The organism is Paenarthrobacter sp. NPDC091711 (genome assembly GCF_044756605.1).
Classification (GTDB): domain Bacteria; phylum Actinomycetota; class Actinomycetes; order Actinomycetales; family Micrococcaceae; genus Arthrobacter.
Genome location: NZ_JBIVTF010000005.1, coordinates 290197 through 303210 on the forward strand (window position 1 = coordinate 290197; position 13014 = coordinate 303210).

The following is a 13014-nucleotide window of genomic DNA, read 5'->3' on the forward strand; positions in this document are numbered from 1 at the left end:
TTCCCAGTCTCTTCCGAGACGAAGGAGCTAGAGCGATGCCGTGATTCCCCAGCTCATGGTGAATGCCTCACCGGGCGCCAACCAACGGAGGCCATCCCCGCTGTTGAAGGCATTGGCCGGTCCTGTCATGGGTTCGATCGCCACGGCTTTGGATCGGCCGGGGAAAGTGTCCGTGACGAAAACATGGACGAACCGGCAGCTCTCATCCTGCTCAAGGCTCACGCTGCGGCCATCCGGAGCCGTGAGCGTGTGGCGGGCCATGCCGCCGTCGAACGCCAAATCAGTCAGGGCGACATCCACCAGCAAGCTGCCCACTCCGGCACCACCGGAGAAGTCGTATTCATCCTCCGCGGGGGCGGTGCTGCGCGGAATCAGGCGCTCGTCCGCTACCAGCCGGGTTGCAGCCTTGGTGGTGAGGACCAAGTCCTCGGGGGCTACGTCGCCGATGCGCAGGTAAGGGTGAGCGCCCAAGACGAAGGGGGCCGTGGCCTGGGAATCGTTGATCAACGTCTGTGAAACACGAAGGTCCAGGCCCGGATCCAGTTCGTAGCGCACCTGGTGCCGCACCAGGAACGGGTAGCCGTGTTGGGGGAAGACTGTGGCTTCGAGGGTTACGGAAAACTCGGACTCGTCCACCAGCGCGTAGCCGGCGTTGCGCAACAGACCGTGGCTGGCGTTATTGCGTGAGGCCTCGGTGATATCGAGTTGCTGCTTTTTCCCCTCCAGGAACCAGATGCCGTCCTCCACCCGGTTGGCCCACGGCGCCAAAGTAATGCCCGTAGCACCGGGCGGAATGTCGTCGTCTCCATAGCTTTCAGTCAACTGGACTCCGCCGCGGGAGTAGAGTCGCAGGCCGGCTGCAAGCTCGGTGATGACGGCGAGCGCGTCTTCCCTGCGGAGCTCGAACTGGCGGCCTGTGGCGAAGCGGCGGGACTCGGACTGGTGGGCGGTATCGGCAGGCGAAGGGGAGGCAGGCATGGCAATACCGTACTTCATGGTCGGATATCCATGAGAGCCGAATGTTAGCTTTTGTTAGAAACTATGCGTTTTTGGTCACTTGTGGAATGATGTATTCATGAGCCGCATCACCAGCACCCGCCTCGCGGACAGCCGAGAGCTGATCTACTTCGACGACCCCGGAACCCCGGAGCGAACACCGGATTCCTTGGTGGACCACCGCGAGCTTCCCGCCCGTGGAGAGCCCGGCGAGGTGCGCTATGACGCTTTGTCCGGTGACTGGGTAGCGGTAGCTGCCCATCGCCAGACCCGTACGCACCTTCCCCCTGCAGACCAGTGCCCCATCTGCCCCACCACAGCTGCAAACCCCTCCGAAATCCCGGCCGCGGACTATGACGTGGTGGTGTTCGAGAACCGCTTCCCATCCTTGGGCCCGGCCTTGGGTGATATCCCCCCGCTTCCTGCACCCGGGCATTCCGGCCACAGCCTCAAGGGCGCGGCTTACGGTCGCTGCGAGGTAGTTGCCTTCACACCTCAGCACACCGGTTCTTTCGCCGAGCTGGGAGAAACGCGCGCGCGTACGGTCATCGAAGCGTGGGCACAAAGGACTGAAACGCTGAGCGCCCTGCCCGGCATCAAGCAGGTGTTTCCGTTCGAGAACCGCGGCGCGGACATTGGAGTCACCCTGCACCACCCACACGGCCAAATTTACGCGTACCCCTACGTGACTCCGCGCGCAGCCCAGCTCGGCGCGGTAGCCCGGAAATACTACGACGACGCGGACGCGAAGGAAACGCTCGGGGCCTCGCTTCTCAAGGCTGAACGCGAGGACGGCAGCCGCATGGTCCTGGAGGCCGCGCACTTCAGCGCCTATGTACCCTTCGCTGCACGTTGGCCCTTGGAGGTCCACCTCGTTCCGCATCGCAGCGTGCCCGACCTTGCGGCGCTGACGGGTGAGGAACGGGATGAGCTCTCGCACGTCTACCTGGACTTGTTGAAGCGGCTCGATGCCCTCTACCCCACACCCATGCCGTACATCTCCGCCTGGCACCAGGCCCCGTTGGATCCCGTCCTTCGCCCGGCCGGCCAGCTGCACCTGCAGCTGACCTCACCCCGTCGCGCTGCGGATAAGCTCAAGTATCTGGCTGGCTCCGAGGCCGCCATGGGAGCGTTCATTAACGACACCACGCCCGAAGCAGTGGCAGAGCGGCTCCGCAACGTCGCCGCAGCGCCGGCTTCGAACAAGACCCTGGAAGGCACACGAGCATGACCACCACCACCGATACCGGCGTCCTCGCCGCCCGCTTCCAGGAAACGTTCGGAACAGCCCCCGACGGCGTCTGGCAGGCACCCGGCCGCGTCAACCTGATCGGCGAGCACACGGATTACAACGAAGGCTTCGTGCTGCCCTTCGCCATCGACAAGACAGCAAAGGTGGCACTGCGGGTCCGCGACGACTCGAAGGTGCGCATGCTGTCCACGTTCGGTGGGCACGGCGTAGTGGAGGCCGATCTCGAGGACTCCGAACCCGGCTCCGGCGAGGGATGGTCCCGTTACCCGCTGGGCGTGGCTTGGGCGCTGAAAGAACGTGGCATCGAGGTACCGGGTTTCGACCTTCTGCTCGATTCCGACGTCCCCTCAGGGGCAGGCTTGTCTTCCTCCCACGCGATCGAGTGCGCCGTCATCTCCGCCCTGAACGAGTTGACCGGCGCCGGCCTGGCTGCCGAGGACCTCGTGCTGGCAACCCAGCGCGCCGAAAACGTGTTCGTTGGTGCACCCACCGGCATCATGGACCAGTCGGCGTCTTTGCGGGGCGCCAAGGGGCACGCCGTGTTCCTTGACTGCCGCGACCAGCACGTGGAGCTGGTCCCCTTCGACGCAGAAGCGTCCGGGCTGGTCCTGTTGGTCATCGACACCAAGGTGTCGCACTCGCACGCCGACGGCGGATACGCCTCCCGCCGCGCGTCCTGCGAGTTGGGTGCCGAGATTCTGGGCGTCAAAGCCCTGCGCGACGTCGGCGTGGACCGTTTGGAGGAAGCCTCCGGGCTGCTGGACGAAACGACCCTCCGGCGGGTCCGCCACGTCGTCACGGAAAACGATCGCGTCCTCCAGACGGTGGAAACCCTGGCCGCCCAGGGCCCTGCCGCGATTGGCTCCTTGCTGGACGCCAGCCATGTTTCCATGCGCGACGACTTTGAGATCTCCTGCCCGGAACTCGACCTCGCCGTGGACACCTCCCGGGCCAACGGCGCCATCGGTGCACGCATGACCGGCGGCGGCTTCGGCGGCTCAGCCATCGCGTTGACTCCGGCGGGCCAGGAGCAGCAGGTGCGTGACGCCGTCGTGCGTTCCTTCGCGGAGGCGGGCTTCACCGCACCGGACATCTTCACCGTCACCCCGGCTGCCGGAGCCCTTCGCCTGGCCTGACCCTGTGCTGCCAACGCCCGGCGTCCCAGCGGATGCCGGGCGTAAGCTGGGGCCATGACTGAGGCTGTCATTGTTTCCACTGCCAGAAGCCCTATTGGCCGGGCCTTCAAAGGGTCCCTCAAAGACGAACGTCCGGATGACCTGGCCACCGCCATGGTGCAGGCCGCACTCGCGAAAATTCCGGCCTTCGATCCCGCCGAGGACGGGCAAGGCCTGGACGACATCCTGCTGGGCTGCGCCGAACCCAGCGGCGAGGCCGGATCCAACATGGCACGGGTGGTAGCCATCCTTGCAGGGCTGGACCGTGTGCCCGCAGCCACCATCAACCGCTTCTGCGCCTCGAGCCTGCAAACCCTGCGGATGGCCTTCCACGCCATCAGGTCAGGGGAAGCGCACGCGATAGTCTCCGCGGGCGTGGAGAGTGTGTCCAGATACCAAAACTGGGCCGGGGCCGGCGAAACGGATTCCTCCAACCACAACCCGCTTTTCGAGGCAGCGGCCCAGCGTACTGCAGCGCGCGCGGCCTCCAACATCCCGTGGACCGACCCGCGGCTCGGCGGGCGGCTACCCGACATCTATATCTCCATGGGCCAGACTGCCGAGAACGTCGCCACCAGTTACGGCATCAGCCGGGCCGAGCAAGATGAGTGGGCCGTCTTGAGCCAGAATCGCGCCGAGGCCGCCATCGCTTCAGGATTTTATGCCCGGGACATCACACCGTACACGCGCAAGGACGGCACTGTGGTGGAGAGGGATGACTCACCGCGAGCAGGCGTGACACTCGAAGCAGTATCCGCCCTGCAGCCCGTCTTCCGCTCGGACGGGACCGTCACGGCCGGCAACGCATGCCCCCTGAACGACGGTGCCGCCGCCGTGGTGGTCATGAGTGACTCACGCGCCCGGGACCTGGGCCTGCAACCACTGGCGAGGGTGGTCTCCACCGGTGTCAGCGCCCTCTCCCCCGAACTCATGGGCATGGGGCCCGTGGAATCCACACGCCGCGCCCTGGCCTTGGCCGGGATGACCGTGGACGACATCGACCTGGTGGAGCTCAACGAGGCCTTCGCCGTGCAGGTGGTGGCGAGCGCCCGCGAATTGGGGATTGATCCTGCAAAGCTCAATGTCCACGGTGGCGCCATTGCCCTGGGCCACCCCTTCGGCATGACCGGCGCCAGGATGACCAGCACGCTCCTGAACGGTCTCAAGGACCGCGACGGAACCCTGGGGCTGGCCACGCTGTGCGTTGGTGGAGGTCAGGGCATGGCAGTGGTCTTTGAGCGCCTGAGCTAGCCGAGGGGTTTACAGGCGGCGAGGGGTTGGAACTCGGCACTTTGAGGCGCCTATTCCGCCGAGATCTCACCCCTCACGAACGCAAAAATGCCCCCGAAGAGATCTTCGGGGGCATTTCACGATGGAGCTGTTGGTAACTAGTCGTCGCCTCGCAGGATTGCCAGCAGGCGGATGATTTCAACGTAGAGCCAAACCAAGGTGACCGTCAGGCCGAATGCCGCAACCCAGGAGTAACGTTCCGGGGCGCCGGCGCGGACGCCTTCTTCGATGCTGGTGAAGTCCATGATCAGCGAGAACGCTGCCAGGCCGATGGCCAGGATGCCGATGAAGACACCCAGCGGGATGCCGAAGATTTCAACGCTGGTACGCAGGCCGAAAGGCTCCTGCACGGCGCCGGTCCACATCATCACCATGTTGATCAGCGCGAAGACGGCGTAACCGATGGTGGCGATCAGGAAGAAGCGCATCATCTTGGGGGTGGCGCGGACCTTGCCGCTCTTGAAGAGCACCAGGGTGACGCCGAAGACTGCCAGCGTACCGATCACAGCCTGGAGGCCGACGCCGGGGTACATGCCATCAAGGATGCGGGTGAGGCCACCGAGGAACAGGCCCTCAAGGCCGGCGTAGGCAAGGATCAGGGCCGGTGAAGGCTGCTTCTTGAAGGTGTTGACCAGCGCCAGGACGAATCCGCCCAACGCACCAACAATCATGAGCATGGTGGAGAGGGCGGGCGCTACGAAGAGCGTGACGCCGGCACCGATGATGAGAACCACAAGGCAGGCGACAGTCTTCATAATGACGTCGTCGTACGTCATGCGGCCGGTGTCGGCCGGGCCTGCAGCGGGCTGGTTGTACATCTGCTGCAGTTGTTCGTTGGTCATGTTCTGCTGCTGGGCAGACCATGCTGCATGGCCGTCCATGACCTGGCTCGGCGCACGGCCGGGTGCCTGGTTGAACTGCTGGCCGTACGGGTTCTGCGGTACAGGCGGGGCCTGCTTTGCTCCACGGAAATTCTTTCCGTTGAAGACTGGGTTTCCGCCAAGTGCCATTGCGGGTGTCCTCCTGAAAAAGGGCTAGTGATAATTCACGGTACCAATTACCACGCGCGCGCGGCAGGGAAAGTTCCCTTGTTCACGGAGACGAAACTCAACCGTGACAAGAAAACGGAGGAGTGACGTCGCCGGAACGTTTAGTAGCACCCACAAACAACAAAGGTTTACTTAAGCCTTGCTACATCGCTAGTTGCCTATAGCTTCACAGTTGTTATCTGATCGCGATCTTCACAGCCCCGAACTGGGCATTCATTACCTCCACCGGGCGGTAACATAGGCCACACATGGGTGACTTAGATCACAAAATGAGGCAGCTAGGCAAGAACTGTTCACAAGCCCCATGACCGTTCGCACCGGCTGCAATGGCGCAGCCGGGACCACCCCCACTGTGGAGGTTTCCATTTTGAGAAGCACACTGCGCGACCCGTCCATCAGACGGTCCAAGGGACTGCAGAGAGTTGTGGGGGCACTGTTCGCAGCCCTCATCACTGCTTTGTTGATCGCCGCCCCTTCGGCACAGGCAACCACCCCCTCGCCTGCGCCATCAGCTACGAATTTCCAGAACAACATCAGCGGGTTCCTCCGCGACGACGCCAGGGCTCCCATACCCGGCGTCAAAATCAAGGCCTCGGGCAACGGGTTTGAAGGTGAAGCCACCTCCGGAGCCAACGGAGCGTGGAGCATCGGCGTTCCCGTTCAGGGCACCTACACCATCGAGTTGGACACCTCCACCTTGCCGGACGGGATCAAACTCGCTGACGGCCAGGACAATCCCCGCGATGTCACGTTCAGCCAGACATCCAACTTGTCCGTGATCTTCGCCTTCGGCAAGGGAATCGTGGTCCAGCAACAGGACTTCGGCCAAAACCTCCTCAACCGCCTCGTTGCGGGCCTGAGCTTCGGTCTCCTCCTGGCGCTGGCCGCCGTCGGGCTCTCACTGATCTTCGGAACCACCGGCCTCACCAACTTCGCCCACGGCGAGATGGTAACGCTGGGCGCAGTACTGGTGTTCATGTTCAACGCCTTCGGACTCCCCTTCTGGCTGGCCATCCTGCTTGCCTTGGTGGGCGGCGGTCTGTTCGGCTACGTTCAGGACGCAGGGCTCTGGCGGCCACTGAGGAAGCGTGGTTCAGGCCTGGTCCCCATGATGATCGTCAGCATCGGCCTCGCCCTGGCCATCCGCTACGTCATCCAGTTCTTCTTCGGCGGTGCAACACAGCAGCTTCCCGGCGCACAGAGTAGTGAAATCCAAATCGGGCCTGTTTCGATCTCCCCGAACAATCTCTGGTCCCTGATCATCAGTGCCGTAGTGATCGCCTTGATCGGCATCGTCCTGCTGAAGACCCGTCTCGGCAAGGCAACCCGCGCCGTAGCGGACAACCCCGCACTGGCAGCCGCCTCCGGCATCGACGTCGACTCCGTTATCCGCATTGTGTGGATCGTCGGCGGCGTCCTCGCCTCCCTCGGTGGCATCCTGTGGGCTTACTACCGCCCGGGCGTCACCTTCGACATGGGCTCGCAAATCCTGCTGCTCATCTTCGCCGGCGTGACACTGGGTGGTTTGGGAACCGTCTTCGGTGCCCTGATCGGCTCGATCGTCGTCGGCATCTTCGTGGAGCTGACTACAGTGTTCGGCCTTCCCGCCGACCTCAAGTACGTCGGCGCCCTGTTCATCATGATTGTTGTTCTTCTGTTCCGACCGCAGGGTATCCTCGGCCGGCGTGAGCGTGTGGGTTAGGAGCGGGCCATGGACTTCGGATTTATTTTCTCCAGCGCCCTTGGCGAATTATTCAGCCCGACGACGGCGGCCTACGCACTTGCCGCTTTGGGCCTCGCGGTGCACTTCGGCTACTCGGGCCTGCTGAACTTCGGCCAGGCCGGCTTCATGGCGGTTGGTGCCTATGGCTTTGCAATCTCTACCCTGAGTTTCGACGCCCCGTTCTTCCTCGCCCTGATCATCTCTGTTCTCTGCTCAGTGCTCTTTGCCTTCATCCTCGGCATACCCACCCTGCGGCTGCGGGCCGACTACCTGGCAATCGTCACCATCGCAGCGGCAGAAATTGTCCGCTATGTGGTGACCACCAACCAGCTCACCAGTGTCACTGGCTCCGCCAACGGTTTGGCCGCGTTTGAGAACACCTTCTATGCCATGAATCCCTTCCCCGAGGGGTCCTACATGGGCATGAACAACCGCGACTTCTTCATTCGCGTCGTCGCCTGGGGACTGGTCATTGTGTGCTGCGTCCTGGTGTGGCTCCTGATGCGCAGCCCGTGGGGCCGCGTCCTGAAGGGCATCCGCGAAGACGAGAACGCAGTCCGCTCGCTGGGCAAGAACGTATACGCCTACAAGATGCAGGCCCTGATCATTGGTGGCGTGCTGGGGGCCTTGGCGGGCATGATCTTCACGCTCCCCCGCGGCGCCGTCCAGCCGTCCAACTACGGCACGGAACTCACGTTCTTCCTGTGGACCTGCCTCCTGCTCGGCGGCATGGCCACGGTCCTGGGGCCGGTCATTGGAGCCATGATCTTCTGGGTAGTGCTCTCGCTGACCCAGAGCCTGCTCTACGGCCTCATCGAATCAGGAGTAATCACCTGGCTGACCACCGTCCAGGCCGGCCAGTTGCGCTACATCCTGGTGGGTGTTGCGTTGATGCTCCTGATGATCTTCCGCCCGCAAGGCGTCTTCGGCAATAAGAAGGAGCTTGCTTTCGCATGAGTGAGACCAACGAACAGAACACCAACAATTCTGACAACGCTGACCACATCGACTACATGACCGATTCGCGACCCATTGCCGTCGGGGAAAATACTCCCGGCTGCAAGAAGCGCGATCCCATTGTGGTGGCAGAGGACGTGACCCGTTCCTTTGGCGGCATCAACGCCGTGGATGTGGAATACCTTGAGATCCCGCGCCATAAGATCACCGCCTTGATTGGTCCCAACGGAGCCGGCAAGACCACGTTGTTCAACCTGCTCACAGGCTTTGACACTCCCAACACGGGCAAGTGGCAGTTCGAAGGCAGCAGCCTGGCCGGCGTCTCCTCGTACAAAGTTGCCCGAATGGGCATGGTTCGCACGTTCCAGCTGACCAAAGTGATGGGCAAGCTGACCGTCATGGAAAACATGCGCCTGGGTGCTGCCGAGCAGCCTGGCGAACGGCTTTCCAAGGCCCTTTTCAAGGGCTTGTGGGGCGGACGCGAAAAGGAGATCACAGCCCAGGCCAACGTGCTGTTGGAGAAGTTCAAACTGGATGCCAAGAAGGACGACTATGCAGCGTCCCTCTCCGGTGGCCAGCGGAAGCTCCTGGAGATGGCACGTTCCTTGATGGTCAAGCCCAAGCTGGTGATGCTCGATGAGCCCATGGCTGGTGTGAACCCGGCGCTGACGCAGTCATTGTTGGACCACATCAAGAACCTCAAGGCAGAGGGCATGACCGTGCTGTTCGTGGAGCACGACATGAACATGGTCCGCCACATCGCTGACTGGGTTGTGGTCATGGCCGAAGGCAAGGTTGTTGCCGAAGGACCTCCCGGCGAAGTCATGAAGAACCCCGCGGTCATCGACGCCTACCTCGGCGCCCACCACGATGTGGACCTCGGTGACGCTGAAGGCATCAAGGTGCTCGAGGCAGAACTCGAAGCCGACGAAGAGTCGGTGGTGGGAACCGAAGATGCGGGCATCCTGTCCGAAATCGTAGAAACCAAGAAGGAGGACGGACAATGAGCAACACCAGCGCAATGCCCGCCTCGGCAGATGCCCCCGCGTCCGACTCGGTGGTCAAAGTCACCAATCTGGTGGCGGGTTATATTCCCGGCGTCAATATCCTCAACGGCTGCAGCATCGAGGCCCGCAAGGGCGAACTGATCGGCATCATCGGGCCTAACGGTGCGGGCAAGTCCACGCTCCTGAAAGCCATGTTCGGCTTGGTGAAGGTCCACTCCGGCACAGTGGTGGTCCGCGGCCAGGACCTCACTGGGTTGAAGGCCAACAAGCTGGTCACCCAGGGCGTGGGCTTCGTGCCGCAGACCAACAACGTCTTTGCCACGCTGACCATTGAAGAGAACCTGCAAATGGGGATGTTCCAGCGGCCCAAGGACTTCTCCGAACGCTTCGACTTTGTGACCAGCCTCTTCCCGGAGCTGGGTAAGCGGCGTGCCCAGCGTGCAGGGTCCCTCTCCGGCGGCGAACGCCAGATGGTGGCCATGGGCAGGGCACTCATGATGGACCCGGCTGTGCTGCTGCTCGATGAGCCATCCGCAGGCCTCTCCCCCGTCAAACAGGACGAGACCTTCCTCCGTGTCCACGAGATCAACCGTGCCGGCGTCTCAGTGATCATGGTGGAACAGAATGCCCGCCGCTGCCTGCAGATCTGCGACCGCGGATATGTCCTGGACCAGGGCAAGGATGCGTACACCGGTACAGGCCGGGAGCTCATGAAGGACCCCAAGGTCATTCAGCTGTACTTGGGTACCCTCGCCGACGAAGTCTAACGACGTCAGTCACGAAGGCCTGGTTCCGGTGTCGCCGGAACCAGGCCTTCGCTGTTTTCAGCTGCGCCCCTCGAATGTGGCGCTGTTGCTGTTCTTCGGCACCACCACATGCACCGCATTCCGCTCAACAGTGAAGTCCGTGGGCGTGCTGGTTGCGATCTCGCCGTCGAGGTTTACCGGCAGCGGCGGAGTGGTGACCAGCCTGACGCTCCGGCTGGTGAGGTGGTACACCCGCTCGTTTTCCACAAATTTGCCATTCTTGAGCGAACGGGCGATCTTGGCCTGCTCCCGCAGCGGTGCAGCCAGGATCGCATAAATGTCCAGGGTGTGATCGTCAATCCCCGCTGTGGGAGAGACCGCGTTGCCGCCGCCGTAGTATCGTCCGTTCCCTACTGCCACTTGAAGCAGGTCCTCCAGCTCCACGGGCTCATGGTCCCCTTCCGGGAACTCAAGGCGGGCGTGGAAGGGCCTGTGCTTGGCGTAGGAGCGCAGAGTAGCCACACCGTATGCCAAGGGGCCGATGAGCCGCTTGAGGCGCGGACTGAGTGCCTCCGTGACAGCCACGGAGAGGCCGGCCGAAGCCACATTCAGGAACGGCTGGCCGTTGGCCCGTCCGAGGTCGATGTCCACCACTTTTCCCTCCGCGAAGGCAGCGCAAGCGCTGCTCAGGTCCCGGGGGATCTCCAGGGTCCTTGCAAGGTCATTGGCGGTGCCCAGAGGAAGGACACCAAGTACGACGTCGGTACCGGCCACGAGCCCGGCTGCGGAGGCTACCGTTCCGTCGCCTCCCCCCACCAGCACAAGATCGTGCCCGTCAGTAACCGCCTGCTTCAGGGTGCGGCCGAGGTCCCCACCTCCATCCACCGTATACACGGCGGAAACCGGGAGCTCCGCCCTTTCCAGACTCTGGATCACCAGCTTTCGAGCTGCGGAACCTTTGCGTGAACCGGTGTTAATGACCACCGCGATGGAGCGGGCTTCCCGGGTTAGCTTCATGAGGACATGGTAGGTGTACCGCCTGTGTAATGGCTTTGGACGGCATGGCTTTGGACGCAGAACGGGTCCCCTTCCTTGCGGGAAGGGGACCCGTTGCTGACTGCGGTCCAGCTGGCGCTTAGCTTAGAGCTTGCCGAACTCTTCGCGGACCGGCTTGTAGGTGTTGTCATCCTGGTACTCGTAGATGCCGATGTATGCCTCGGTGGGGTCACCGGCATCGGAGAACGTTACAGGACCGGACTGGCCGTCGTAGTCAATATCCTTGCCCTCGCGGAGCAGGGTGACGCAGGACGGGAAGTCGGTGCACTTCTCGCCGCCTTCAGAGACTTCCTTGAGCTTGGCTGCAATGTCCGTTCCCTTGGTGCTCTTTGCTGCCTCAGCGGCAAGCGAGATCAGGTTTACGGCGTCGTAGGACTCGCCTGCGTAGCTGTAATCCTTCAGTGCGGGATCGATCGCGAGGAGCTTCTGCTTGAAGGCGTCCTTGGCGAACGTGCCGGGGATGGTTCCCTGCGCGCCCTTCATGGTGCCTGCCTGGAAGTCCTTGCTGTAATCCGAGGTGTTTCCGTCAACCATGAACAGCTGCGTGGGCTTGACGCCCTTGCCGGTCATCAGGGGGACGATGCTCTTGGCTTGGTCGAAGGTGATCAGGGCGATCGCATCCGGCTTTGCTGCAAGGACCTTGTCCACCTGGCTGCTGAACTGCGAATCACCCTCGTTGAAGAGTTCTTCAGCAACAACCTTGCCGCCAGCTGCCTCGAAGGCTTCCTTGACGTTCTTCTGCAGGCCGGTTCCGTAGGCGTCGTTAAGAACGATCATGCCAACGGTTTGGGCTCCACAGGTAGCCATGTAGTTGCCAAGAACCTTGCCCTGCAGGACGTCCGACGGTGCGGTGCGCCAGTAGAGGCCCTTGTCGTCCCACGTGGTGAAGTCAGGCGAGGTGTTTGCCGGAGAGAAGTGGATGACGCCAGCGCCGGTGATCTGGTTGATGACCGTCTTGGAAACACCGGACGAGGCCGCACCGATGACGGCGCTCACGCCCTGGCCCAGCAGGGCCGTGGTGGACTGGGTGGCGATGTCGGTCTTGGTGTCGCCGGAGTCGCGGTGGGTCACTTCCACCGGGGCACCCAGCACGCCACCGGCGTCGTTGACTTCTTTGATGCCGAGGTTGACGCCGGCAATTTCGGGCGGGCCGAGGAACGCCAGCGACCCCGTTGTCGGCAGGAGCGATCCAAGCTTGAGCGGCGTAGCCGTGGTGGTGGTCGAGGGAGGTACAGGTCCCGTGTTGGTGGCAGCCTGGCTGTTGCCGGCTCCCGCCCCGGCGCTCGGTGCAGGGCAGGCGATACCTGCCGCGGCGGCGGATGAAGACCCAGTCTGGGTAGGAGTCGAAGACCCACCACAAGCTGTGGCCAAGAGAGCGACCCCAATGCCAAGCGCTGTTAGCTTGGCGGCTCGGGGCGCCGCTGGGGAAAGATCAAACATTCGTTGTCTCCTCGATCGAAAGGTGCGAACTGCCTTTGATGCGATTACTCAGGTGTTCCTGATTAAGACTCAAACTAGTGCAATTGCCCCGCGAACATAAGTGATTCAGGTCACATCCCTATAACACTCGTTGCCTGTGGGGAATCTACGAGCTCGCTGGGAAAAGTCACTGAAGAGAAGAAGTGTGCACTGGAAGGGAGAAAGAGCTCTCACCTTGCGTCTGTGCCCCAGGTGGGACTCGAACCCACAACACGAGGATCTTATGTATGACCGTAGGGCGCGCGCCGGGGTGCGGGTAGGTGCAAAACGACCGGAATGACGCG

The 13014-nt window shown here is 62.5% G+C and carries 11 protein-coding genes; 7 read left to right on the plus strand and 4 right to left on the minus strand.

The window, feature by feature from the left end; all coding sequences use genetic code 11:
* Window positions 1-27: 27 nt before the first annotated feature.
* The gene (locus ACIQH5_RS10920; RefSeq protein ID WP_400403009.1) at window positions 28-996 is read right to left on the minus strand and encodes an aldose 1-epimerase family protein; all 969 of its coding nucleotides are present in this window, start codon (window positions 994-996) and stop codon (window positions 28-30) included.
* A 79-nt stretch (window positions 997-1075) separates the two neighbouring features.
* On the opposite strand from ACIQH5_RS10920, the gene galT reads away from it, so the two are divergent.
* The 3 genes from galT to ACIQH5_RS10935 are packed head-to-tail and all read left to right on the plus strand — an operon-like array spanning window position 1076 to window position 4674.
* Complete coding sequence (galT, locus tag ACIQH5_RS10925) at window positions 1076-2227, plus strand: galactose-1-phosphate uridylyltransferase (RefSeq protein WP_400403012.1); 1152 nt, start codon at window positions 1076-1078, stop codon at window positions 2225-2227.
* Window positions 2224-3384, plus strand: a complete 1161-nt coding sequence (galK, locus tag ACIQH5_RS10930) for a galactokinase (protein ID WP_400403014.1) — start codon at window positions 2224-2226, stop codon at window positions 3382-3384. Before galT ends, galK begins: the two co-directional genes overlap by 4 nt.
* Window positions 3385-3438: 54 nt before the next feature.
* Window positions 3439-4674: an acetyl-CoA C-acetyltransferase gene (locus ACIQH5_RS10935; RefSeq protein ID WP_400403017.1), complete on the plus strand. Its 1236-nt coding sequence runs from the start codon at window positions 3439-3441 to the stop codon at window positions 4672-4674.
* Between the two features lie 137 nt (window positions 4675-4811).
* Here ACIQH5_RS10935 and ACIQH5_RS10940 read toward each other — a convergent pair whose 3' ends face one another.
* Window positions 4812-5723 (minus strand): Bax inhibitor-1/YccA family protein, encoded by a 912-nt coding sequence (locus tag ACIQH5_RS10940; RefSeq protein ID WP_062066927.1) that lies wholly within the window; start codon window positions 5721-5723, stop codon window positions 4812-4814.
* A 343-nt stretch (window positions 5724-6066) separates the two neighbouring features.
* On the opposite strand from ACIQH5_RS10940, the gene ACIQH5_RS10945 reads away from it, so the two are divergent.
* From ACIQH5_RS10945 to ACIQH5_RS10960, 4 genes are read left to right on the plus strand one after another with little or no spacing between them, the layout of a single operon-like run.
* The gene (locus ACIQH5_RS10945) at window positions 6067-7464 is read left to right on the plus strand and encodes a branched-chain amino acid ABC transporter permease (RefSeq protein WP_400403021.1); all 1398 of its coding nucleotides are present in this window, start codon (window positions 6067-6069) and stop codon (window positions 7462-7464) included.
* A 9-nt stretch (window positions 7465-7473) separates the two neighbouring features.
* Window positions 7474-8442, plus strand: a complete 969-nt coding sequence (locus tag ACIQH5_RS10950) for a branched-chain amino acid ABC transporter permease (RefSeq protein WP_062066921.1) — start codon at window positions 7474-7476, stop codon at window positions 8440-8442.
* On the plus strand, window positions 8439-9449 hold the full coding sequence (locus ACIQH5_RS10955; protein ID WP_400403025.1) for an ABC transporter ATP-binding protein: 1011 nt from the start codon (window positions 8439-8441) through the stop codon (window positions 9447-9449). The genes ACIQH5_RS10950 and ACIQH5_RS10955 overlap by 4 nt, the downstream gene beginning before the upstream one ends.
* Window positions 9446-10216: an ABC transporter ATP-binding protein gene (locus ACIQH5_RS10960; RefSeq protein ID WP_062066914.1), complete on the plus strand. Its 771-nt coding sequence runs from the start codon at window positions 9446-9448 to the stop codon at window positions 10214-10216. Before ACIQH5_RS10955 ends, ACIQH5_RS10960 begins: the two co-directional genes overlap by 4 nt.
* 57 nt (window positions 10217-10273) lie before the next feature.
* Here ACIQH5_RS10960 and ACIQH5_RS10965 read toward each other — a convergent pair whose 3' ends face one another.
* On the minus strand, window positions 10274-11212 hold the full coding sequence (locus tag ACIQH5_RS10965) for a lipid kinase (RefSeq protein WP_400403028.1): 939 nt from the start codon (window positions 11210-11212) through the stop codon (window positions 10274-10276).
* A 123-nt stretch (window positions 11213-11335) separates the two neighbouring features.
* A complete protein-coding gene (locus ACIQH5_RS10970; RefSeq protein ID WP_062066907.1) occupies window positions 11336-12691 on the minus strand; it encodes an ABC transporter substrate-binding protein in 1356 nt (451 codons plus the stop codon).
* Window positions 12692-13014: the final 323 nt, after the last annotated feature.